Below are 22,826 nucleotides of genomic sequence, written 5' to 3' on the forward strand. Positions count from 1 at the left end.
ATCATCACTTACCGCTCGTCACAGCAAGGGGCTTGCCCGATGAAACTACGTGGCCTTTACGCCATTACCGACAGCCAACTGTTGGCCGGCAAATTCCTCGCCTACGTCGAAGCGGCGTTGGACGGCGGCGTGACATTGCTGCAGTACCGCGACAAAAGCAGCGACGAAGCGCGCCGCCTGCGTGAAGCCGAGAAACTGCGGGAACTGTGCTCGCGCTACAAGACCCACCTGATCATCAACGATGACGCCGAACTGGCCGCGCGCCTGGGCGTGGGCGTGCACCTGGGCCAGACCGATGGCCCGCTGACCCCGGCGCGAGCGCTGCTCGGCTCCAAGGCGATCATCGGCGCAACGTGCCACAGCCAGATCGAGCTGGCCGAACAGGCCGCCCGGGAGGGCGCCAGTTATGTCGCCTTTGGCCGCTTCTTCAATTCCACCACCAAGCCCGGCGCACCGGCCGCCAGCCTTGAAATGCTGGCCGAGGCGCGCCAACGCCTGCACCTGCCGATCTGCGTGATCGGCGGCGTCACCCTGGAAAACGCCGAGCCGCTGGTGGCCCACGGCGCCGACTTGCTCGCCGTGGTGCACGGCCTGTTCGGCGCCGACAGCACCCAGGAAGTCACGCGCCGCGCCCGTGCGTTCAACGATCTTCTTAAATCTTCAGTGTAGAGAGCCCGATCATGTCCCGTTCCGAAACCCTGTTTGCCAATGCCCAGAAACACATCCCCGGCGGTGTGAACTCCCCCGTGCGTGCGTTCAAGAGCGTGGGCGGCACGCCGTTGTTCTTCAAGCATGCCGAAGGCGCCTATGTCACCGACGAAGATGACAAGCGCTACGTCGACTACGTCGGCTCTTGGGGCCCGATGATCCTCGGTCACAGCCACCCGGACGTGCTGGACGCCGTACGCCAGCAGTTGCAGCATGGTTTGTCCTACGGTGCCCCAACCGCGATGGAAACCGAGATGGCCGACCTGGTCTGCTCGATCGTGCCGTCGATGGAAATGGTGCGCATGGTCAGCTCCGGCACCGAGGCCACCATGAGCGCAATCCGTCTGGCCCGCGGTTTCACCGGTCGCGACAGCATCATCAAATTCGAAGGTTGCTACCACGGCCATTCCGACAGCCTGCTGGTAAAAGCCGGTTCCGGCGCGCTGACCCAGGGCGTACCGAGTTCGGCCGGCGTACCGGCAGCGTTCGCCAAACACACCCTGACCCTGCCGTTCAACGACATCGCCGCCGTCGAGCAGATGCTCGGTGAAGTCGGCCAGGACGTGGCGTGCATCATCGTCGAGCCGGTCGCCGGCAACATGAACTGCGTACCACCGGCCCCAGGCTTCCTCGAAGGCCTGCGCGAGCAGTGCGACAAACACGGCGTGGTGCTGATTTTTGACGAAGTCATGACCGGCTTCCGTGTCGCCCTCGGTGGCGCCCAGGCGCATTACGGCGTAACACCGGACCTGAGCACCTTCGGCAAGATCATCGGTGGCGGCATGCCAGTGGGCTGCTTCGGCGGCAAGCGCGAGATCATGCAGCACATCGCCCCACTGGGCCCGGTCTACCAGGCCGGCACGCTGTCCGGTAACCCGCTGGCGATGGCCGCCGGCCTGACCACCCTGCGCCTGATCAGCCGCCCTGGCTTCCACGCCGAGCTGACCGACTACACCACCCGCCTGCTGGACGGCCTGCAAGTGCGGGCCGACGCTGCCGGCATCCCGTTTGTCACCACCCAGGCCGGCGGCATGTTTGGCCTGTACTTCAGCGGCGCCGACGACATCGTTACCTTCGATGACGTGATGGGCAGCGACGCCGACTTGTTCAAGCGCTTCTTCCACCTGATGCTCGAAGGCGGTGTGTACCTGGCGCCCAGTGCGTTTGAAGCCGGCTTCACCTCGATCGCCCACGGCGACGCCGAGCTGAAGCTGACCCTGGACGCTGCCGAGCGCGCCTTTGCGGCCCTGAAATAAGTGACGGCATCCTCTGACGTTGCCCGTGCCAACGTCAGATTTGCTACTTTGCTTACAGCCATTTCTCGCTTTTTTCGAGAATTGCCCTGCAATCCGGCAGATAACTTGCCCAAGCAGCAGAAAAACGAGTAAAGACTTTGTAAGCAGAGGCCTGCTTATTTCATAATGCGCGCTTATTGGACCCCGCGAGGGTCCGCGCGCCCCGTCAGAGGTAAGTCGATTCCCATGAAACGCACCGGCCGCACCCTGGTTCTGGGCTGCCTGTTGCTCCTTCAGCCGCTGCTGGCGCATGCACAAGCAGGCGGCAACTCGTTGTTAATCCCAGCGATGGGTCGTTGCACCCTCAATACCCAGCCCGACACCCAGGCCGAAGCCCTGAGCGCGTGCCAGAAACAGGCTGATGAAGGGGATGCGCAAGCGCAATACGAGTTGGGCGAGTACTACCACGACAGCAAGAACCCCGCCGTCGACCTCAACAAAGCCTTGAGCTATTTCGAGAAGGCTTCGCTACAGGGCCACGCCCAGGCGCAATTCCAGCTGGGCAACATGTTTTTCCGTGGCGAAGGTGTACCGGCCAATAACGTCCAGGCCTACATCGTGCTGAAAATGGCGGCGGTCAACGGTGCTGAAGACGCGCTGGACACCGCCGACGAAGTGGCCGAGCACATGCAGCGTGATGAACTGGAAGTAGCGACCCAGGTGCTGGGGCAGATTTTCCGCAATTACCTGCAGGAATTGCAGAGCGCCGATGGGCGTTCGCCCTTTTCACCCCTTCCCTGATTCAGCGTTGCCTTACTTCTCAGGCATTGGCATCGGAAACGGCATCACATTGCTGGTGCCCCGCGCCTCGCTGATCTTCGGCGTGCCCAGGCGCTCGACTTCGTCGATGCGCACAATCGAATGCATCGGCACGAAGCTGCGCACCACGCCTTCGAACTGGGCCTTGAGCTTTTCCTCGCCTGGATCGACGACCAGCTGCGTGCGCTCGCCAAAGACGAACTCTTCCACTTCCAGGAAGCCCCACAGATCACTTTGATAGATCTGCTTGGCGTACATTTCGAACACCTGGCCCTGGTTAAGGAAAATCACCTTGTAGATTGGAGCTTCACGTTTGGTCATGGGGGGCGGGCAGCACATCGGCGGATATAAATGAGGGCGCGAACTATAGCATGGCACCCGATGCACAGTGCTAGGAACCAATGGACATGCCGCCTATAATGCGCGGTTCTTTACCACCAGTTGACGATTCCCATGGCCAAGAAGCTTTACATCGAAACCCACGGTTGCCAGATGAACGAGTACGACAGCTCGCGCATGGTCGATCTGCTGGGTGAACATCAGGCCCTGGAAGTCACGGCTCGCGCCGAAGATGCTGACGTGATCCTGCTCAATACCTGCTCGATCCGCGAACGGGCCCAAGACCGGGTCTACTCGCAACTGGGCCGCTGGCGCGAATTGAAACTGGCCAACCCGGACATGGTGATCGCCGTCGGCGGTTGCGTGGCCAGCCAGGAAGGCGCGGCCATTCGTGACCGCGCGCCCTATGTCGATGTGGTCTTCGGCCCGCAGACCCTGCACCGCCTGCCGAAAATGATCGATGCCGCACGCGCCACCAAGCTGCCGCAAGTGGACGTGTCGTTCCCCGAAATCGAAAAATTCGACCATCTGCCCGAGCCGCGCATCGACGGGCCAAGCGCCTATGTATCGGTGATGGAAGGCTGCAGCAAGTACTGCACCTTCTGTGTAGTGCCCTACACCCGTGGCGAAGAAGTCAGCCGGCCGTTTGACGACGTGCTGGCGGAAATCATCCACCTGGCCGAAAACGGCGTGCGCGAAGTGACCCTGCTGGGCCAGAACGTCAACGGCTATCGCGGCCAGACCCACGACGGACGCCTGGCCGACCTGGCCGAGCTGATTCGCGTGGTCGCCGCAGTAGACGGCATCGAGCGCATTCGCTACACCACCTCGCACCCGCTGGAGTTCTCCGACAGCCTGATCCAGGCCCACGCCGACGTGCCGGAACTGGTCAAACACCTGCATTTGCCGGTGCAATCGGGCTCAGACCGCATCCTGTCGGCAATGAAGCGCAACCACACAGCCCTGGAGTACAAGTCCAAGCTGCGCAAACTGCGCGCCGCCGTGCCGGGCATCTGCATCAGTTCGGACTTTATCGTCGGCTTCCCTGGCGAGACCGAGAAGGACTTCCAGCAGACCATGAAGCTGATCGAGGACGTGGGTTTCGACTTCTCCTACTCGTTCGTCTACAGCCAACGCCCCGGCACCCCAGCGGCCGACCTGCTGGACGAAACCCCGGAAGCGTTGAAAAAGGAGCGCTTGAATGCGCTGCAACATCGCCTGAATCAGCAGGGTTTCGAGATCAGCCGACAAATGGTCGGTTCGATCCAGCGCATCCTGGTAACCGATTACTCGAAGAAAGACCCCGGCGAATTGCAGGGCCGCACCGAGAACAATCGCATCGTCAACTTCCGCTGCGACAACCCGACCCTGATCGGCCAGTTTGCCGATGTGCACATCGATGCGGCGCAACCGCACTCGCTGCGCGGCTCGTTGATCCAGTAATTCCCCGATCAACACATACCCAATGTGGGAGGGGGCTTGCTCCCACATTGGAACCGTGCAGCATTCCGATAACGTAAGTGCTTTCGCACACCGGCGCGTGGCGTTATTCTCTCTTTCACCTCAACAGCCAAAGGGCGGCTAAAAGCGACCTTGAACGCACCTACAGTAGAACCCCATCGTTTTCTCCTCGAGCCGTTTGAGGCTCGCCGTTTCGCCAACCTGTGCGGACAGTTCGACGAGCACCTGCGGCTGATCGAACAACGCCTGAGCATCGAGATCCGCAACCGCGGCAATCAATTCGAGCTCATTGGTGAACCTCAACACACCACGTCTGCGGAAAACCTGCTGCGCCGTCTCTACCGCGAAACCAAGGGCAGTGAGCTGTCGCCGGAAACGGTGCACCTGTATCTGCAGGAATCCGCCGTGGAAGACCTGGCCAACAACCCGGTGGCCGAAGCCAGCGTGGCCTTGCGTACCAAAAAAGGCATGATTCGCCCACGCGGCTTGAATCAGCAGAAGTACGTCAAGGAAATCCTCGGTAACGATATCAACTTCGGCATCGGCCCGGCCGGTACCGGCAAGACCTACCTGGCCGTGGCCTGTGCGGTGGATGCCCTGGAGCGCGAACAGGTTCGCCGCATCCTGCTGGTGCGCCCGGCCGTCGAGGCGGGCGAAAAGCTCGGCTTCCTGCCCGGCGACCTGGCCCAGAAGATCGACCCGTACCTGCGCCCGCTCTACGACGCGCTCTACGAGATGCTTGGCTTTGAATACGTGGCCAAGCTGATCGAACGCCAGGTGATCGAAATCGCGCCGCTGGCCTACATGCGCGGTCGCACCTTGAACAACAGCTTCATCATTCTCGACGAGAGCCAGAACACCACGGTCGAGCAGATGAAGATGTTCCTCACCCGTATCGGTTTCGGCTCCACGGCCGTGATCACCGGTGATATCACCCAGGTCGACCTGCCCAAGGGCACCAAGTCAGGCCTGGGCCAGGTGATCGAAGTGCTCAAGGATGTGCCGGGTATCAGCTTTACGCATTTCATGCCCAAGGACGTGGTGCGCCACCCGCTGGTGCAGCGCATTGTCGAGGCCTACGAGCGCTTCGAACACCGCGACGACGGCCTGTCCAAGGACGTGCGCCGCGATGCTTGAGCTTGACCTGCAACTGGCCACCGAAGCGGCCGCGCCCAGCGAAGCACAATTCCGTCAGTGGTGTGAGCTGGCCCTGCGCCAGCGCACCGCCGATTCGGAGCTGACCATTCGTCTGGTGGACGAGCCCGAAGGCCGTGAGCTGAATCACACCTGGCGCCAGAAAGACTACGCGACCAACGTGCTGTCTTTCCCCGCCGACGTGCCCGACGAGTTTCTGGATATCCCGCTGCTGGGCGACCTGGTGATTTGTGTCGCGGTGGTCGAGCGCGAGGCGCGGGAGCAAGAAAAGGAACTTGAGGCCCACTGGGCCCATCTAGTCATCCACGGCTGCCTGCATCTCTTGGGTTACGACCATATAGACGATGACGAAGCCCTGGAAATGGAAGCACTGGAACGAACGTTGCTTGCAGAACTGGGTCATCGCGACCCGTATGCCGACGACGAAAACCAATCGACACTCAACTGAAACAATCAAGGATTTAGAGTAATCGCTATGAGCGAAGACCGATCGAGCAACGGGCAAAAGTCATGGCTGGGTAAACTGACCCAGGCTTTTGCCCACGAGCCGAAAAACCGCCAGGAGCTGCTGGAGCTGCTGCGCGAGGCCCACCAGAACAAGTTGCTGGACAGCGAAGCGCTGGCCATCGTCGAAGGCGCCATCCAGGTGGCTGACCTGCAAGTACGCGACATCATGGTGCCGCGCTCGCAGATGATCAGCATCAGGGCGACCCAGACCCCGCGCGAATTCCTCCCGGCCGTGATCGACTCGGCGCACTCGCGCTACCCGGTGATCGGTGAAAGCCATGACGACGTCATGGGCGTCCTGTTGGCCAAGGACCTGTTGCCGCTGATCCTCAAGGAGAACGGCGACAACTTCAACATCAAGGACCTGCTGCGCCCGGCCACCTTCGTGCCTGAGTCCAAGCGCCTGAATGTGCTGCTGCGCGAATTTCGCGCCAACCACAATCACATGGCGATCGTGATCGACGAATACGGTGGCGTGGCGGGCCTTGTGACCATCGAGGACGTGCTGGAGCAGATCGTCGGCGACATCGAAGACGAGCACGACGTTGAAGAAGACAGCTACATCAAGCCACTGCCCAGCGGTGACTTCCTGATCAAGGCATTGACGCCCATCGAGAACTTCAACGAGTTCTTCGACAGCGAATTCTCCGACGACGAGTTCGACACCGTCGGCGGCCTGGTGATGAGTGCGTTCGGGCACCTGCCCAAGCGTAACGAAACCACCGAGATCGGCGCGTACCGGTTCCGCATCCTGAATGCCGATAGCCGCCGGATTCACTTGATCCGTTTGACCCCTATTGCCCGTTAAGGACTGAAATGCGCCGTCTGATTGCACCCGGCTGGCCCGGTAACTTGCTGGCCGTGGTGGCCGGCGCCATCACCACCCTGGCGCTGGCGCCGTTCGATATCTGGCCGCTGGCGCTGGTGGCGGTCGGTGTGTTCTATATCGGCCTGCGCGAGCTGACACCCCGCCAGGCCCTGGGGCGCGGCTGGTGTTTCGGGTTCGGCCTGTTTGGCGCCGGCACCAGTTGGATCTACTACAGCATCCACCACTTCGGCGGCGCTTCGGTGCTGCTGGCGGGTTTCCTGATGCTGCTGTTCACCGCCGCCATCGCCTGGTTCTTCGCCCTGCCCGCCTGGCTGTGGGCGCGCTGGCTGCGCCGCAATGAAGCGCCCTTGGCCGATGCGCTGACCTTCGCGGCGTTGTGGGTGGGCCAGGAGGCCTTTCGTGGCTGGTTCCTCACCGGCTTTCCGTGGTTGTACTCCGGCTACAGTCAACTCGACGGCCCGCTGACTGGCCTGGCGCCCTTGGGCGGGATGTGGCTGATTTCGTTCGCCCTGGCGCTCACGGCCGCCGTGCTGTGCAACCTGCCGCGCCTGTTGGCAAGCAAGCGCAACAGCTTCATCGCTGCCGGCCTGGTGCTGCTCGTTGCGCCTTGGGCCATTGGCCTGGCGCTCAAGCACCATGCCTGGACCTCGCCCTCCGGCCCGCCCTTGAGCGTGGCCGCCATCCAGGGCAACGTCGAACAAAGCATGAAGTGGGACCCCGAGCAGCTCAATGCGCAGCTGGCGCTGTACCGCGACATGAGTTTGAGCTCCAGGCGCGTCGACCTGCTGGTATGGCCGGAAACCGCCGTTCCGGTGCTTAAGGAGTCGGTCGAAGGCTACCTGGGCATGATGGGCAAGTTCGCCGCCGAGCGTAATACCGCGCTTATCACTGGGGTACCGATTCGCCAGGAAGTACGCCATGAGAAGCGCTACTTCAATGGCATCACCGTGGTCGGCGAAGGTGATGGCACCTACCTCAAGCAAAAGCTGGTGCCCTTTGGTGAGTACGTGCCGTTGCAGGACATGTTGCGCGGGTTGATCGCCTTCTTCGACCTGCCCATGTCGGACTTCGCCCGCGGCCCCGCCGACCAGGCGATGCTCCAGGCCAAGGGTTATCAGATCGCACCGTTCATTTGCTATGAAGTGGTGTACCCGGAGTTCGCCGCCGGCCTGTCGGCCCAGAGCGACCTGTTGCTGACCATCAGCAATGACACCTGGTTCGGCCGCTCCATCGGCCCGCTGCAGCACCTGCAGATGGCGCAGATGCGCGCGCTGGAAGCCGGCCGCTGGATGATCCGCGCCACCAACAACGGCGTGACCGGCCTGATCAACCCGTTTGGGCAGATCACCGCACAGATCCCGCAATTCGAGCGCGGCATTCTCTATGGCGACGTGGTGCCAATGCACAACCTCACGCCTTACCTGCAATGGCGGTCGTGGCCGCTGATCATTGTGTGCGTGCTGTTGTTCGGCTGGGCGCTGCTGGCGGGTCGAATGGCCAAAACGGTCTGACAGACACCATAAAACCAATGTGGGAGGGGGCTTGCTCCCGATAGCAGTGTGTCAGTCAGTACATTTGATACTGATACACCGCAATCGGGAGCAAGCCCCTCCCACATTTTGAATGGCGGTGCTACTTGTAGAACAACCGGTACCCCACCTGCCCCACCGCCTCATTGATCAACTGCCCGCTCTGCCATACCGCCTTGACCTCCGGCATCCAGCCGCCCAGTGGACGCGCGTTGTCCACGCCCAGAAAACCCACTGGCGCGGGCACCACGGTAAAGCCGGCCTTCTCGAAGCTCCACATCGCACGCGGCATGTGCCAGGCTTGGGTCACCACCACCACGCGCTTGATACCTTGCGGCAACAGAATCTCGGCGCTCATCTGGGCGTTTTCCCAGGTGGTGCGGCTACGCTCTTCTTTCCAACGCACCGTCACGCCGAAGTCATCCTGCATTGACACCGCCATCAACTGCGCCTCGCTGGGCGGGGTGCCGTAATGCAGGCCACCGGTGGTCAGCAGCGGCAACCCGGACGCCTTGGCCAGCCGCGCCGCATAACGCTCACGCTCCAGGCCGATGCCGGTGGGTTGGTCGGTGCCCCAGGCAATGTCACCGCGCTCGCGCCCGGAACCCAGCACCACAATCGCATCGGCGCGCTGGGCCAGGCTTGCCCAGTCTTCGCGGGCCAAAGGCGGCGCTGTCTCCAAGGCGTGCGCGCCCCACTGCACCATTACCGGCAGGCTGATCAGCCACATCCCGCCCAATCCCAAGGCAAAGCAACACCCCGCCAAGCGCGGTCGACTGCGGCGAAACCACCAGGCAAGCGCCAGCAACAGCAAGAAAATACCGGGCGGCAGCAACAATTGTTTGATGAAATAACGAAAAGGCATCGGGCATCTCCAAAGATGCCCGAAGCCTAGATGCAACGGGGTTCGGCAACAATCCTTACCATCACATTTTGCAAAGTGGCGGATAACGCGGGTTACTTACACCGTACGGATCGGAAACGTTCCGGGCCGCGGCCGGCCGGCAGATCCTTCAGCCAGATCACCTTGGCCGAACGGGAAGGCGTCTGGACTGGCGGGGAGGCCTGCCCATCAGAGGCGCGTTGGTGGTGCAACGCCAGATAGTTCTCGATCAGTTCAAGCTCTGCCTGGCTCAAGCCTTGCAACTCCAGCTCCAGAGGCCGTTCACCACGCAATCGGCCTGCGGTTCTTGCGGCATCCAATGCCCGACCCAAACGGTCGATCAATCCTTCATATAATTGCGGTTTAGTTAAAGTTCGCTGCGATTCAGCCATCCCCTCACCTCATTGAAGAAATACATGCTCCCCAATAAACAGCGTAGCCCCCGTGGCTGCGCCTGCCCGATGCCGCGACAGACGGCCCTGCCTGCGCAATCAGGGTTTCCCTCGATAGAGTGGGGTCATGTATGCTACGGCGCTTCCTGTAACTCCACTTCCCGCAGGGTTTGGGCACGGACGCGCCGCTTTCTGGTGTCGAACAACCCGGACACTGCACCGAAGAGGATTAGGCCACCCTTATTCAGTTCAAAAGTAGCCATGCACGAACAATATCAGCCCCGTGAAATAGAAAATGCCGCACAAACCTTCTGGGACGAGCAAAAGTCCTTTGAAGTCAGCGAACAGCCAGGCAAGGAGACTTTCTATTGCCTATCGATGTTCCCTTACCCCAGCGGCAAGCTACACATGGGGCACGTGCGTAACTACACCATCGGCGACGTGATTTCCCGCTACCAGCGCATGCTCGGCAAGAACGTCCTGCAACCCATGGGTTGGGACGCTTTCGGCATGCCGGCGGAAAACGCCGCGATGAAAAACAACGTAGCCCCCGCCAAGTGGACCTACGAAAACATCGCCTACATGAAGACCCAGCTGCGCAGCCTGGGCCTGGCGGTAGACTGGTCCCGCGAAGTGACCACCTGCAAGCCGGACTACTATCGCTGGGAACAATGGCTGTTCACGCGCCTGTTCGAAAAAGGCGTGATCTACAAAAAGAGCGGCACCGTGAACTGGGACCCGGTCGACCAGACCGTGCTGGCCAACGAACAGGTGATCGACGGTCGCGGCTGGCGCTCCGGCGCGCTGATCGAAAAGCGCGAAATCCCGATGTACTACTTCAAGATCACCGCCTATGCGGATGAACTCTTGTCGAGCCTCGACGACTTGCCGGGCTGGCCCGAACAGGTCAAGACCATGCAGCGCAACTGGATCGGCAAATCCAAGGGCATGGAAGTGCAGTTCCCGTACAACGTCGACTCGATCGGCGAAGCCGGCGCACTCAAAGTATTCACCACCCGCCCCGACACCCTGATGGGCGCGACTTACGTCGCCGTGGCCGCCGAACACCCGCTGGCCACGCAGGCCGCACAGAACAATCCTGAGCTGCAGGCGTTCATCGCCGAATGCAAAGGTGGCAGCGTGGCTGAAGCCGATGTCGCCACCCAGGAGAAGAAAGGCCTGCCGACCGGGCTGTTCGTCGAGCACCCGCTGACTGGCGAGAAGCTGCCGGTCTGGGTCGCCAACTACGTGCTGATGCACTACGGCGACGGCGCGGTCATGGCGGTGCCGGCTCACGACGAGCGCGATTTCGAGTTCGCTACCAAATACAACCTGCCGATCAAATCCGTGGTGCGCACCAGCGCGGGCGAGACCAACCCGGCCCCGTGGCAAGACGCCTACGGCGAGCACGGCACCTTGATCAATTCCGGCGAATTTGACGGCCTGGACTTCCAAGGCGCGTTCGACGCGATCGAAGTCGCGCTGATCAAGAAAAACCTCGGCGCCTCGCGCACCCAGTTCCGCCTGCGCGACTGGGGCATCAGCCGTCAGCGCTACTGGGGCTGCCCGATCCCGATCATCCACTGCGAAAGCTGCGGTGACGTGCCGGTGCCGGAAGACCAGTTGCCGGTGGTCTTGCCCGAAGACGTCGTCCCGGACGGCGCCGGTTCGCCTCTGGCACGCATGCCGCAGTTCTACGAATGCAGCTGCCCTAAATGCGGCGCGCCGGCCAAGCGTGAAACCGACACCATGGACACCTTCGTCGAGTCCTCGTGGTATTACGCCCGTTACGCCTCGCCGCACTATGAAGGTGGCCTGGTCGAGAAATCCGCAGCCGACCATTGGTTGCCGGTGGACCAGTACATCGGTGGGATCGAACACGCCATCCTGCATCTGCTGTACGCGCGCTTCTTCCACAAGCTGATGCGTGACGAAGGCCTGGTCAGCTCCGACGAGCCGTTCAAGAACCTGCTGACCCAAGGCATGGTGATCGCCGAGACCTACTATCGCCGCGAAGCCAATGGCGCCTACACCTGGTTCAACCCGGCGGACGTCGAACTCGAACGTGACAGCAAAGCCAAGGTCATCAGCGCCAAGCTCAAGTCCGACGGCCTGCCGGTGGAAATCGGCGGCACCGAGAAGATGGCCAAGTCGAAGAACAACGGCGTCGACCCACAATCGATGATCGATCAGTTCGGCGCCGACACCTGCCGCCTGTTCATGATGTTCGCCTCGCCGCCCGACATGAGCGCCGAATGGTCCGATTCCGGCGTCGAAGGCTCACACCGCTTCCTCAAGCGCGTCTGGCGCCTGGCCCATGCCCACGTCAGCCAGGGCTTGCCGGGCAAGCTGGACGTCGCCGCCCTGAACGATGAGCAGAAGGCCATTCGCCGCAGCACCCACCTGGCTATCCGCCAGGCCAGCCAGGACGTAGGGCAGAACCACAAGTTCAACACCGCCATCGCCCAGGTGATGACGCTGATGAACGTGCTGGAAAAAGCCCCGCAGGCCACGGAACAGGATCGCGCATTGATCCACGAGGGCCTGGAAACGGTTACCCTGCTGCTGGCGCCGATCACCCCACATATCAGCCACGATTTGTGGAACCGCCTGGGCCACAGCGGTGCCGTTATCGACGCCCGCTGGCCGCTGCAGGATGACAGCGCGCTGGTACAGGACACGCTGCAACTGGTGATTCAGGTCAACGGCAAACTGCGCGGCCAGATCGACATGCCGGCCAGCGCCAGTCGTGAAGAAGTCGAAGCGGCTGCACGCTGCAACGAGAACGTGCTGCGCTTTACCGAAGGCCTGACGATCCGCAAAGTGATCGTAGTGCCCGGAAAACTGGTCAATATCGTCGCCAGCTAAATCGGATCGGGCGCAGGGCTTGAGCCCTGCGCCGAACTAAACCTTCAGGGCCTCGATACGGCCCGCCTGGTTTCAAGGGGAGCAACAAACATGATCAAACGCAATCTGCTGGTAATGGGCCTGGCCGTTCTGTTGAGCGCGTGCGGCTTCCAGCTGCGCGGCACCGGCACCAACGAATTGTCGCTCAAGGAACTCGACGTCAGCGCACGCAATGCCTACGGCGAGACCGTGACTCAGCTGCGCCAGGCCCTGGAAAACAGCGGTGTACGCGTCTATACCGGGGCCACCTACAAACTGGACTTGGTCGATGAGCGCGAAACCCAGCGCAACATCAGCTACGCCAGTGCGGGCCGCGCGTCGGATGTCGAGTTGACCACCACCGTCAACTTCGAAGTACAAGGCCGCGATCACTTGCCGCTGATGGGTGACAAGATCCAGGTGCAGAAAGTCGTGAGCCACGACGGCAACAACCTGGTGGGTTCAGACTCCGAGACCCTTCAGGTGCGCAAGGAAATGCGTCGTGAGCTGGTCCAGCGCATGATGACTCGCCTGCAACTGCTGACCCCGGAAAAACTCGCGGAGCTGCAGCAAATCGCCGACAACAAGGCCAAGGCTGACGCCGATGCCCTGAAAGCCGCGCAAGAGTATGAAGACAACACGCCGAAACAGTCGCCTGTTGAAGTCCCTGTCGAGTAAGCCAAACGGGGCGCTCCTGGCGCCCCGTTCGCCCTGCCTATGAAACTCGCCCCCGCCCAACTCGCCAAACACCTGCAAGGTGGCCTCGCGCCTGTCTATATTGTCAGCGGCGATGACCCGTTGCTGTGCCAGGAAGCGGCCGACGCCATTCGCACGGCGGCGCGCCAGCAAGGTTTCGATGAACGCCAGGTGTTCAGCGCCGACGCCAGTTTCGACTGGGGCACGCTGCTGCAGGCAGGCGCGAGCATGTCGCTGTTTGCCGAAAAACGCCTGCTGGAACTGCGCCTGCCCTCGGGCAAGCCGGGCGATAAAGGCGCGGCGGCGTTGATGGAATATTGCGCGCGCCCTGCTGAAGACACGGTGTTGCTGGTCAGCCTGCCCAAGCTCGACGGCAGTGCGCAGAAAACCAAATGGGGCAAGGCGCTGGTGGAAGGTCCACAGACCCAGTTCATCCAGATCTGGCCGGTGGACAGCAGCCAGCTGCCGCAATGGATCCGCCAACGCCTGTCACAGTCCGGCCTGTCGGCCACGCAAGATGCCGTCGAGCTGATCGCCGCCAGGGTCGAGGGCAACCTGCTGGCTGCCGCCCAGGAGATCGAAAAGCTCAAGCTGATGGCGGAAGATGGGCAGATTACCGTCGAAACCGTGCAAGGCGCGGTGGCTGACAGTGCGCGGTTCGATGTCTTCGGGCTGGTGGACGCGATCCTCAACGGTGAGCCGGCCCACGCCCTGCGCATGCTCGAAGGGCTGCGCGGCGAGGGTGTGGAACCGCCGGTGATTCTCTGGGCCCTGGCCCGGGAACTGCGGGTGCTGGCTAACATCGCTTTGCAATACAGCCAGGGCACACCTCTGGACAAATGCTTCAGCCAAGCCCGACCGCCGGTGTGGGACAAGCGCAAGCCGCTGATGAGCAAGGCCCTGCAACGACACTCGGCGCAACGCTGGGCGCAACTGTTGCTGGAAGCGCAGCGCATCGATGCACAGATCAAAGGCCAGGCGGCCGGTTCGCCGTGGATGAGTCTGAGCCGCTTATCGCTGTTGATGGCCGGCCAGCGCCTGGCGTTGCCTGCTGAATAGCTCCCCCAAGAACACCACAAATCCAATGTGGGAGGGGGCTTGCTCCCGATAGCGGTGTAACAGTCAAAAAATCCAGTGACTGACACTCCGCCATCGGGAGCAAGCCCCCTCCCACATTTTGTTTGTGTTTACAATTCTCAGGCTTTACAGCGCCGCAATATAGGCAGATTATTTTCGCCGCTCCACCCACCCGAACGAGAGAAAGACCATGAGCAAAAAGCCATCCAAGCATGGCCCGAACAAGGCCAAATCCATCATCGCCCAGCCACTGTTCCGCAGCCGTCAGGAACGCGCCGGCAAGGGCAAAGGCAGCTACCGCCGCGAAGCCTTCCAGTCTAATAGCTGGGAGGCTTCTTACTTTCTGGCTGCCTGAAGGCAAGCTCCCCTCTGGCATGATAAGGTCTGCACTGGATTTGTAACCCCCTGGACCTGTGCATGCCCTCTAGTCTTTCCCGTCGTTGGCACCTTCGCCAATTGATCGCTGCCTCCAGCCTCATTCTGCTTGTCGCCTGCGCGGAAAAACCCACCGCCGCGGATGCTCAACCCCTGCCCACGCTCAAGACCGTACCGGCCGTCGCGCCTGCCGTCGTTGCGCCGTTGGCGGTAGACAACCTGAACATCCAACCGACCCAGACCTTCGCCGAATGGCAGGCCGGTTTCCGTGCGCAGGCCCTGCAAGCCGGAATCACCGCCGACGTCTTCGATAATGCCTTCGCCGGCGTCAGCCCGGACATGGCGGTGATTCGCGCCGACCGCAGCCAGCCGGAGTTTTCCCGCCCGGTGTGGGAATACCTCGACGGCGCGCTGTCGCCGCTGCGCGTGCGTAATGGCCAGGCGTTACTGGTCAAGTACGCCGATATCCTGCAGCGCATCGAAGAGCGGTATGGCGTCGATCGCCAGGCACTGGTCTCGGTGTGGGGCATGGAAAGCAACTTCGGCCAGTTCCAGGGCAATAACTCGGTGATCCGCTCCCTCGCGACCCTGGCTTATGAGGGCCGTCGCCCGGCGTTCGCACAGGCGCAACTGCTGGCGGCGCTGCAGATCATCCAGCACGGCGATATTGCGGCCGACCAGATGAAAGGTTCCTGGGCCGGCGCAATGGGCCAGACCCAATTCATCCCCACCACCTACAACACCCACGCCGTGGATTTCGACGGCGACGGTCGCCGCGATATCTGGAACAGCCCGGGTGACGCCCTCGCGTCCACCGCTCATTACCTGCAAAGCTCCGGCTGGCAGAAAGGCCAGCCGTGGGGCGTTGAGGTGCAGCCACTGCCAACGGGCTTCGACTACTCCCTGGCCGATGGTGGCATCCGCAAGACCGTTGCCGAATGGCTGAAACTGGGCATCCAGCTGCCTCCTGGCGCAAGCCTGCCAGCCAATGTCGACCAACTGTCCGCCGCCCTGCTGTTGCCGGCCGGCTACCGTGGGGCGGCGTTCCTGGTACTGGATAACTTCCGTGCGATCCTGAAATACAACAACTCGTCGTCCTATGCGCTGGCCGTTGGCCTGCTGTCGGAGCGATTTGGTGGCGGTGGTGTGATTCGCGGGAGCTGGCCGAAGGATGAGCTGCCCCTGAGCCGCTCGCAACGTATCGACCTGCAGACGGCGCTCAGCGCCAAGGGCTACGACGCGGGCAATGCCGACGGGATCATTGGCGCCAACACACGCAAGGCGATTCGAGCGGCGCAGCAAGCGCTGGGCTGGCCGGCGGATGGGTATCCGACGGTGAAGTTGCTGGAGGCGCTGCAAGAGCGCTAGATCTGCTCAGGGCAACTACCGCCATCGGGGGCAAGCCCCCTCCCACATTTGACTGCATTCCAAATGTGGGAGGGGGCTTGCCCCCGATGCGGTTTAGCAGGCGCCGAAAACTCAGCGGCTAAACACGACATCCTGCTCCAACACCACCCGCTGCTCCCCCGCATCCAAACGCACCAACGCCCCCATCGGCAACGTCAGGTTCGGATCGCAATGCCCACTGCGCCAGCCAGCCAGCACCGGAATGCACAGCGGCTCGAAAGTCTGTTTCAACAGTCTTTCCAGCCCCACCTGATCCACACCGGCCACATCCCCCACCAACACCCCCGCCACCTGATCGAGTTTGCCCGCCAGGCGCAGGTGCGTCAGCAAGCGGTCGATGCGATAGAGCGGTTCGTTGATGTCCTCGATAAACAGAATGATGCCTTCAGCGTCAATGTCGTAGGCGGTGCCCATCACCGCCGCGATCATCGAGAGGTTGCCGCCCAACAGACGCCCGCAGGCGATGCCAGGCTCAATGGTGGTCAAGGGGTAGGCCACCGGGTGCGTCAACAGGCTGCCGGCGCCAAGCTGGCCACGCAGCAGGCTGAACAGTGATGACTCGGTGGGGGGCTGCTTGCCACCGAGCAAGTCGGCATTGAGCATTGGCCCGTGGAAGGTGACGAATCCCGCGTAGCGGTTGATCGCCAGGTGCAAGGCGGTGATGTCGCTGTAGCCGACGAAAGGCTTGGGATGTGCGCGCAACAGGTCGAAGTCCAGCGCATCGAGCAAGCGTGGCGTGCCGTAGCCGCCGCGCAGGCAGAAAATAGCGTCGATTTCGGGGTCGGCGAAGGCAGCATGCAGGTCGTTGAGACGCACTTGATCACTGCCGGCCAGGTAGCCGTCGCGCTCATACACACCCGGGAAAATGCGCAGTTCGTAGCCACGGGCGCGCATCCATTGCCCGGCTTTTTCGACGTCCAGCGCGGCAGGGCCGGCGGGAGCGATCAGGCCGATGGTGCCTTCGGGGCGCAGAGCGGGTACGGCGCTAGTCATGCACAATTCTCCTTAATATGACGCATAACGAAATGTGGGAGGGGGCTTGCTCCCGATGGCGATGTATCAGTCACTCGTGTATTGACTGTCACACCGCAATCGGGGGCAAGCCCCCTCCCACATTGGACCTGCGGCGTTACATAGCTCGGTGTTACGACACCAGGCTCGCCTTGACCAGCTTGGCCTGCTCGTCGGCGTGGTACGAAGAGCGCACCAATGGGCCGGAGGCTACGTTCTTGAAGCCCATCTTGTACCCTTCCTCGGCGAACCAGGCGAAGGTATCCGGGTGCACGAAACGCTGCACCGGCAAGTGGCTACGGGACGGTTGCAGGTACTGGCCCAGGGTCAGCATATCGATGTCGTGCTCGCGCATGCGCTTCATGACTTCGATAACTTCTTCGTCGGTTTCGCCCAGGCCCAGCATCAAGCCGGATTTGGTCGGAATGTGCGGCATCATCTGCTTGAACTTCTGCAGCAGGGTCAGCGACCACTGGTAATCCGAACCCGGACGCGCGGCCTTGTACAGGCGCGGAACGGTTTCCAGGTTGTGGTTGAACACATCCGGCGGCTCGGCGGCGGTGATTTGCAGCGCCACATCCATGCGGCCACGGTAGTCGGGCACCAGGGTTTCAAGCATGACGTTCGGCGACAGTTTGCGGATTTCGCGGATGCAATCGGCAAAGTGCTGGGCACCGCCGTCGCGCAAGTCGTCACGGTCGACCGAGGTGATCACCACATATTTGAGTTTCAGGTCGGCGATGGCGATAGCCAGGCTTTCCGGCTCGTTGACATCCAGGGGCTTCGGACGGCCGTGGCCGACGTCGCAGAACGGGCAACGACGGGTGCAGATGTCACCCATGATCATGAAGGTGGCGGTGCCGCCGGAGAAGCATTCGCCCAGGTTCGGGCAAGAGGCCTCTTCGCACACGCTGTGCAACTTGTGTTTGCGCAGCAGCGCCTTGATGCGGTCGACTTCCGGCGAGACCGGGATGCGCACGCGAATCCAGTCAGGCTTTTTCGGCAGTTCGGTGGTCGGGATGATCTTGACCGGGATGCGTGCAACCTTCTCGGCGCCGCGCAGCTTGACGCCGGCTTCCACCTTGGCACGCGGGGCCGGGGCTGGACGCTCGGTAACGTCCAGCGTCGGGATCATGGTTTGCACAACATCAGTAGTCATATCAATCGATTCCGCCCGTCAGGGTCGTCTGCTCAGCATAGTCGAGGTGTTTGACGAGCTGCGCGCGCAGCCGGGCACTTACCTCGGCAAATTCTATGGGTGTTGCATGGTCGCTCAACTGGGTCATCGCAAGCCCCGCGTAGCCGCAGGGGTTGATGCGCCGGAACGGGGCCAGGTCCATGTCCACATTCAGGGCCAGGCCATGAAAGGAACACCCGTGACGAATGCGCAATCCCAGGGAAGCGATTTTCGCGCCATCCACATACACACCCGGTGCATCAGGCTTGGCCGCAGCGGTCACGCCGTAACTGGCCAACAGCTCGATCAGGCAAGCTTCCATGCGGCTTACCAGGTCACGCACGCCAAACCCCAGCTTGCGCACATCCAGCAACAGATAAGCGACCAGTTGGCCAGGCCCATGGTAAGTCACTTGACCCCCTCGGTCGACCTGCACCACCGGAATATCACCCGGAAGCAGCAGGTGCTCGGCCTTGCCGGCCTGGCCCTGGGTGAACACCGGCGGGTGTTCGACCAGCCAGATTTCATCCGCTGCCGAGTTGCCGCGCTCATTGGTAAAGCGCTGCATGGCGTGCCAGACCGGCTCGTAGGCCATCCGGCCGAGCTCGCGAAAGCCCAGGACCTGTGGCATCACAACACCATGTGCACGAAGCCGGTGGCCCGCAGTTCGCTGTTGATGTTGTAGAGCTGGTCTTGATCCGTCGCCACGATGTGCAACTGGAACGTCGTGTATTTACCCGTGGAGCTGGAGCGCTCGTCCACGCGGTTGTCGTTGATCGTCGCGTGTTTACGCACGATCTCAAGAATCGTGTCTTTACGGCCTGCACCGGTATCGCTGATCACCTTGATGGGATAATCCGTCACCGGGAATTCGATTTTTGGCGGCTTTACTTCTTTATCGGTCATGGCAGAACGGCCTCGTAAGCGGTAAGCCGTGGCGACGGCAAAGCCCCGCGTCGGATCAACGCGGGGCTTTGCAGGTGCACACAATCAGTTGAACAAGCCGTAGAAGAATAGACGGATGCTATCCCACACGCGGCGGAAGATACCACCTTCGTCGACGGCGTCCAGTGCGATCAGGTCGGCGCTGTGCACCACCTTGTCGTCCAGTTTGACTTCGACTTTACCGATCACGTCGCCCTTGGCGATTGGGGCAACCAATTGCGGGTTCATGGTCATGCTGGCAGCGAGCTTTTTCAGCTGGCCTTTAGGCATGGTCAGGGTCAGGTCATCAGCCAGGCCGGCCTTGACTTGGGAGGTTGCGCCCTTCCATACCGGCGCGGTCGCCAGCTCCGTACCCTTCTGGTAGAAGGTCTGGGTTTCGAAGAAGCGGAAGCCGTAGGTCAGCAGCTTTTGCGTCTCGGCCGCACGGGCCTGCTCGCTGTTGGTGCCGAATACCACGGCGATCAGGCGCTGGCCATCACGTACAGCGGACGACACCATGCAGTAGCCGGCTTCGTCGGTGTGGCCGGTTTTCAGGCCATCGACGGTCTTGTCGCGCCACAGCAACAGGTTGCGGTTAGGCTGCTTGATGTTGTTCCAGAAGAACTCTTTCTGGGAGTAGATGGCGTAGTGCACCGGGTCGACGCGGATGATCGCGCGGGCCAGGATCGCCATGTCGTGAGCCGACGAATAATGCTCAGGATTCGGCAGGCCGGTCGGGTTCATGAAGTGACTGTTGGTCATGCCCAGGTCGCCGGCCGTCTTGTTCATCATGTCGGCGAACGCGTCTTCGCTGCCGGCGATGTGCTCGGCCAAGGCGACGCTGGCGTCGTTACCGGACTGGATGATGATGCCGTGCAACAGGTCGCTGACGGTGACTTGCGAGCCGACCTTGATGAACATCCGCGAACCACCGGTACGCCAGGCGTTTTCGCTGACGGTCACCGGGTCGTTTTCGCCGATCTGGCCGCGACGGATTTCCAGGGTCGCGATGTAGGCGGTCATCAGCTTGGTCAGGCTGGCTGGAGGCAGGCGCACGTCACCGCCGTTTTCGACCAGCACGTTGCCACTGGCGGCATCCATGAGGACCCAGGCCTTGGCGGCCAGTTGCGGGGAAGCCGGCACCATCTCAACCGCCCAGGCGGCCGGAGTGATGATCAGCGAGATAAGCAGGCACGTACGTTTGGCTAAGGTGGTGATGTTCATCCGTCTCTCGAAATTGCTTATGGAAACTTGCCCTCGCGGGCAAAACTATTCAGACAGCCCGCTTCCAGACTGTCACGTGTTCGGTTGCCCGCTCACCCCTTGCCCCTGGGTTTTATTGTTCAACGAGCCAACAACCAGGGCCCAGGCATGCGCCTGAACCTGCAGTCCTTTATTGCCTTATTCTGCGGTCACTACGCTGGGTTGCCCCAGGTTCGCCAGGCGTACGCTGTTCTGCACTTGCGCCACCTCGCTCGGCGAGCCGATCGGACCCATGCGCACACGGTGCAGGGTTTGCTGGTTACGCACGATGGAGCTGATGAACACTGGCGCGCTGACCATGCCGCTGAGCTTGGACCTTAACAGTTCTGCCGCATCCGGGTTGGCGAAAGCGCCCACCTGCAGGTACTGCCCGCCCACGGTGGAGGCACCCGGCGCGGCACGGGGCACGACGACCGTATCCGGCGCATGCTGCGCCGGCGGCGGCGTCCATTGTTCGATCTTGCCGGTCGACGCCGTCACTTGCGGTTGCGGGGTTTGCGGTTCGTTGAGCATTAACGGCGCCGGCTTGCCACGCTGGGCCCAGTACTGCGCCGGGTCGATGCCTTCGACCTTGACCCGTGCGGTACCGATTTCGGCGTAACCGAGTTTCTTCGCGGCGGCGTAGGACAAGTCGATGATCCGGTCCGAATAGAACGGCCCACGGTCATTGACCCGCAGGATCACCGTGCGGTTGTTGTCCAGGTTGGTCACGCGCACATAGCTGGGCAGCGGCAGGGTCTTGTGCGCCGCGCTCATGCCGTACAGGTCATACACTTCGCCGTTGGCGGTGTTCTGGCCATGGAATTTGGTGCCGTACCAGGACGCCGTGCCTGACTGCACGTAGGTCTTGGAGTCCTGCAGCGGGAAGTAATTCTTGCCCAGCACGGTATACGGGTTGGCCTTGTAGGGGCCGGAGTGCAAGGTGGGCGTGGCATCGGGGATCTTCGACACATCCACATCCCACCACGGCGCGCCATCTTTGTGCGCACGGTTGATGTCCAGGCCCGGCTGGGCGCGAACCACAGCGCCACCGGCCTTCTTGGCCGGCGCTCGGTTCGGCGTCGTGGAGCAACTGGCGATCAGCAGGGACAACGCGGCGAACGCCACCAGCTTGAGCGGTTTTTTGAACGGCGATACCCGCATTACTTGTTGCCCCGTGCTTGAACCAGCTCGTCTGACAGCTGATGCACGGCCATGGCGTACATCACACTGCGGTTATAACGCGTGATTGCGTAGAAATTCTTCAGGCCCATCCAGTATTCCGGGCCATTTTCACCTTCAAGGCGGAACGCCGTCACCGGCATGTCATCGCGTGGCGCATTCTGACTCGACCAGCCCAGCGCTCGCAACTCCCCGACGGTCTTCACCGGGTCGATACCCTGGGTCAGGCCTTCGTCGGCACGCTCGCCCGTCACATCGGCGCGAACGACCACCGGTTCACCGCCGACCCAGCCGTGACGCTTGAAATAGCTGGCCACGCTACCGATGGCATCATCGGGGTTGCTCCAGATATTGATATGCCCGTCGCCGTCAAAGTCCACCGCGTAGGCGCGAAAGCTGCTCGGCATGAACTGCGGCAAGCCCATCGCCCCGGCGTACGAGCCCTTGAGAGTCATCGGGTCGACCTGTTCTTCGCGGGCCAGCAGCAGGAATTCGCGCAGCTCCTTGCGGAAGAACTCGGCGCGGGGCGGGTAATCGAAGCCCAGGGTCGACAACGCGTCGATCACCCGGTAACTGCCGGTATTGCGCCCGTAGAAGGTTTCAATGCCGATGATCGCGACGATGACCTGGGCCGGCACACCGTATTCCTGCTCAGCGCGGGCCAGTACCGCCTCATGCTGGCGCCAGAAGTCCACGCCCCGCGCCACACGGGCGTCGGTGAGGAACATCGGGCGATATTCCTTCCACTGCTTCACGCGTTCGGCGGGGCGCGAGATGGCGTCGAGGATCGCCTGCTTTTTCTGGGCCTCGCGAAACACGCCCATCAGTTGTTCACCGGCGAAACCGTAGTCGCGGGTCATCTCACCGACAAATTCGGCGACCTGAGGTGAGCCATCGTAGTCACCGGCCTGCACCTCCTGCGTTGCGCCCAGCAGCCCAATCAGGCCCATCCAGGACGCATGCCGAGTTGCCCAGCCGCGCATTACTTGCAT

Annotated in this window: 23 protein-coding genes; 13 read left to right on the forward strand and 10 right to left on the reverse strand. The window is 61.8% G+C overall.

Annotation, left to right across the window (positions count from 1 at the left end):
- Nucleotides 1-39: 39 nt before the first annotated feature.
- The 3 genes from thiE to C4J91_RS23890 all read left to right on the forward strand — a co-directional run bounded on the left by thiE (nucleotide 40) and on the right by C4J91_RS23890 (nucleotide 2,744).
- A complete protein-coding gene (thiE, locus tag C4J91_RS23880; protein ID WP_124364538.1) occupies nucleotides 40-669 on the forward strand; it encodes a thiamine phosphate synthase in 630 nt (209 codons plus the stop codon).
- A gap of 11 nt (nucleotides 670-680) precedes the next feature.
- Entirely contained in the window at nucleotides 681-1,964 is a 1,284-nt protein-coding gene (gene hemL, locus C4J91_RS23885; protein ID WP_124364539.1) for a glutamate-1-semialdehyde 2,1-aminomutase, read from the forward strand.
- Nucleotides 1,965-2,189: 225 nt separating this feature from the next.
- Nucleotides 2,190-2,744 (forward strand): tetratricopeptide repeat protein, encoded by a 555-nt coding sequence (locus C4J91_RS23890; protein WP_057724919.1) that lies wholly within the window; start codon nucleotides 2,190-2,192, stop codon nucleotides 2,742-2,744.
- A gap of 12 nt (nucleotides 2,745-2,756) precedes the next feature.
- Here the strand turns inward: C4J91_RS23890 and C4J91_RS23895 are convergent, their stop codons facing one another.
- Nucleotides 2,757-3,083, reverse strand: coding sequence for a DUF1820 family protein (locus C4J91_RS23895; protein WP_003194436.1), 327 nt, complete (start codon nucleotides 3,081-3,083; stop codon nucleotides 2,757-2,759).
- A 132-nt stretch (nucleotides 3,084-3,215) separates the two neighbouring features.
- Between C4J91_RS23895 and miaB the strand changes: the two genes are divergently transcribed.
- The 5 genes from miaB (at nucleotide 3,216) to lnt (ending at nucleotide 8,564) form a co-directional block, all read left to right on the forward strand.
- Nucleotides 3,216-4,544 (forward strand): tRNA (N6-isopentenyl adenosine(37)-C2)-methylthiotransferase MiaB, encoded by a 1,329-nt coding sequence (miaB, locus tag C4J91_RS23900; protein WP_124364540.1) that lies wholly within the window; start codon nucleotides 3,216-3,218, stop codon nucleotides 4,542-4,544.
- 150 nt (nucleotides 4,545-4,694) lie between these two features.
- Entirely contained in the window at nucleotides 4,695-5,699 is a 1,005-nt protein-coding gene (locus C4J91_RS23905) for a PhoH family protein (RefSeq protein WP_124364541.1), read from the forward strand.
- Nucleotides 5,692-6,165 (forward strand): rRNA maturation RNase YbeY, encoded by a 474-nt coding sequence (ybeY, locus tag C4J91_RS23910; protein ID WP_124364542.1) that lies wholly within the window; start codon nucleotides 5,692-5,694, stop codon nucleotides 6,163-6,165. The genes C4J91_RS23905 and ybeY overlap by 8 nt, the downstream gene beginning before the upstream one ends.
- Nucleotides 6,166-6,192: 27 nt before the next feature.
- The gene (locus C4J91_RS23915; RefSeq protein WP_122483878.1) at nucleotides 6,193-7,032 is read left to right on the forward strand and encodes an HlyC/CorC family transporter; all 840 of its coding nucleotides are present in this window, start codon (nucleotides 6,193-6,195) and stop codon (nucleotides 7,030-7,032) included.
- A gap of 8 nt (nucleotides 7,033-7,040) precedes the next feature.
- Complete coding sequence (gene lnt / locus C4J91_RS23920) at nucleotides 7,041-8,564, forward strand: apolipoprotein N-acyltransferase (protein ID WP_124364543.1); 1,524 nt, start codon at nucleotides 7,041-7,043, stop codon at nucleotides 8,562-8,564.
- 121 nt (nucleotides 8,565-8,685) lie between these two features.
- Here the strand turns inward: lnt and C4J91_RS23925 are convergent, their stop codons facing one another.
- The gene (locus C4J91_RS23925) at nucleotides 8,686-9,447 is read right to left on the reverse strand and encodes a YdcF family protein (RefSeq protein WP_124364544.1); all 762 of its coding nucleotides are present in this window, start codon (nucleotides 9,445-9,447) and stop codon (nucleotides 8,686-8,688) included.
- 92 nt (nucleotides 9,448-9,539) lie between these two features.
- Nucleotides 9,540-9,857, reverse strand: coding sequence for a hypothetical protein (locus C4J91_RS23930; RefSeq protein ID WP_124364545.1), 318 nt, complete (start codon nucleotides 9,855-9,857; stop codon nucleotides 9,540-9,542).
- Nucleotides 9,858-10,118: 261 nt separating this feature from the next.
- Here C4J91_RS23930 and leuS point away from each other — a divergent pair, with 261 nt between their 5' ends.
- The 5 genes from leuS (at nucleotide 10,119) to C4J91_RS23955 (ending at nucleotide 16,259) form a co-directional block, all read left to right on the forward strand.
- Nucleotides 10,119-12,725 carry a leucine--tRNA ligase gene (gene leuS / locus C4J91_RS23935; protein WP_124364546.1) on the forward strand — a complete coding sequence of 869 codons (2,607 nt, stop codon included), beginning with the start codon at nucleotides 10,119-10,121 and terminating at the stop codon, nucleotides 12,723-12,725.
- A 90-nt stretch (nucleotides 12,726-12,815) separates the two neighbouring features.
- Complete coding sequence (gene lptE / locus C4J91_RS23940; RefSeq protein ID WP_124364547.1) at nucleotides 12,816-13,421, forward strand: LPS assembly lipoprotein LptE; 606 nt, start codon at nucleotides 12,816-12,818, stop codon at nucleotides 13,419-13,421.
- Between the two features lie 39 nt (nucleotides 13,422-13,460).
- Nucleotides 13,461-14,498: a DNA polymerase III subunit delta gene (holA, locus tag C4J91_RS23945; protein ID WP_124364548.1), complete on the forward strand. Its 1,038-nt coding sequence runs from the start codon at nucleotides 13,461-13,463 to the stop codon at nucleotides 14,496-14,498.
- Between the two features lie 208 nt (nucleotides 14,499-14,706).
- Complete coding sequence (gene arfA, locus C4J91_RS23950) at nucleotides 14,707-14,871, forward strand: alternative ribosome rescue factor ArfA (RefSeq protein WP_003176285.1); 165 nt, start codon at nucleotides 14,707-14,709, stop codon at nucleotides 14,869-14,871.
- Between the two features lie 62 nt (nucleotides 14,872-14,933).
- The gene (locus tag C4J91_RS23955; RefSeq protein WP_124364549.1) at nucleotides 14,934-16,259 is read left to right on the forward strand and encodes a lytic murein transglycosylase; all 1,326 of its coding nucleotides are present in this window, start codon (nucleotides 14,934-14,936) and stop codon (nucleotides 16,257-16,259) included.
- Nucleotides 16,260-16,370: 111 nt separating this feature from the next.
- Here C4J91_RS23955 and C4J91_RS23960 read toward each other — a convergent pair whose 3' ends face one another.
- From C4J91_RS23960 to mltB, 7 genes are all read right to left on the reverse strand, one after another.
- On the reverse strand, nucleotides 16,371-17,291 hold the full coding sequence (locus C4J91_RS23960) for an LD-carboxypeptidase (protein WP_124364550.1): 921 nt from the start codon (nucleotides 17,289-17,291) through the stop codon (nucleotides 16,371-16,373).
- Nucleotides 17,292-17,442: 151 nt separating this feature from the next.
- Nucleotides 17,443-18,444 carry a lipoyl synthase gene (lipA, locus tag C4J91_RS23965; protein WP_164484599.1) on the reverse strand — a complete coding sequence of 334 codons (1,002 nt, stop codon included), beginning with the start codon at nucleotides 18,442-18,444 and terminating at the stop codon, nucleotides 17,443-17,445.
- A gap of 25 nt (nucleotides 18,445-18,469) precedes the next feature.
- Nucleotides 18,470-19,117, reverse strand: a complete 648-nt coding sequence (lipB, locus tag C4J91_RS23970) for a lipoyl(octanoyl) transferase LipB (protein WP_124364552.1) — start codon at nucleotides 19,115-19,117, stop codon at nucleotides 18,470-18,472.
- Nucleotides 19,117-19,392 carry a DUF493 domain-containing protein gene (locus tag C4J91_RS23975; RefSeq protein ID WP_124364553.1) on the reverse strand — a complete coding sequence of 92 codons (276 nt, stop codon included), beginning with the start codon at nucleotides 19,390-19,392 and terminating at the stop codon, nucleotides 19,117-19,119. The genes lipB and C4J91_RS23975 overlap by 1 nt, the downstream gene beginning before the upstream one ends.
- 84 nt (nucleotides 19,393-19,476) lie before the next feature.
- Nucleotides 19,477-20,634, reverse strand: coding sequence for a D-alanyl-D-alanine carboxypeptidase family protein (locus C4J91_RS23980; protein WP_003237030.1), 1,158 nt, complete (start codon nucleotides 20,632-20,634; stop codon nucleotides 19,477-19,479).
- Nucleotides 20,635-20,811: 177 nt separating this feature from the next.
- Entirely contained in the window at nucleotides 20,812-21,816 is a 1,005-nt protein-coding gene (locus C4J91_RS23985; RefSeq protein WP_124364554.1) for a septal ring lytic transglycosylase RlpA family protein, read from the reverse strand.
- Entirely contained in the window at nucleotides 21,816-22,826 is a 1,011-nt protein-coding gene (gene mltB, locus C4J91_RS23990; protein ID WP_124364555.1) for a lytic murein transglycosylase B, read from the reverse strand. The genes C4J91_RS23985 and mltB overlap by 1 nt, the downstream gene beginning before the upstream one ends.

The sequence above is a fragment of the Pseudomonas sp. R3-52-08 genome (assembly GCF_003851745.1).
GTDB lineage: Bacteria > Pseudomonadota > Gammaproteobacteria > Pseudomonadales > Pseudomonadaceae > Aquipseudomonas.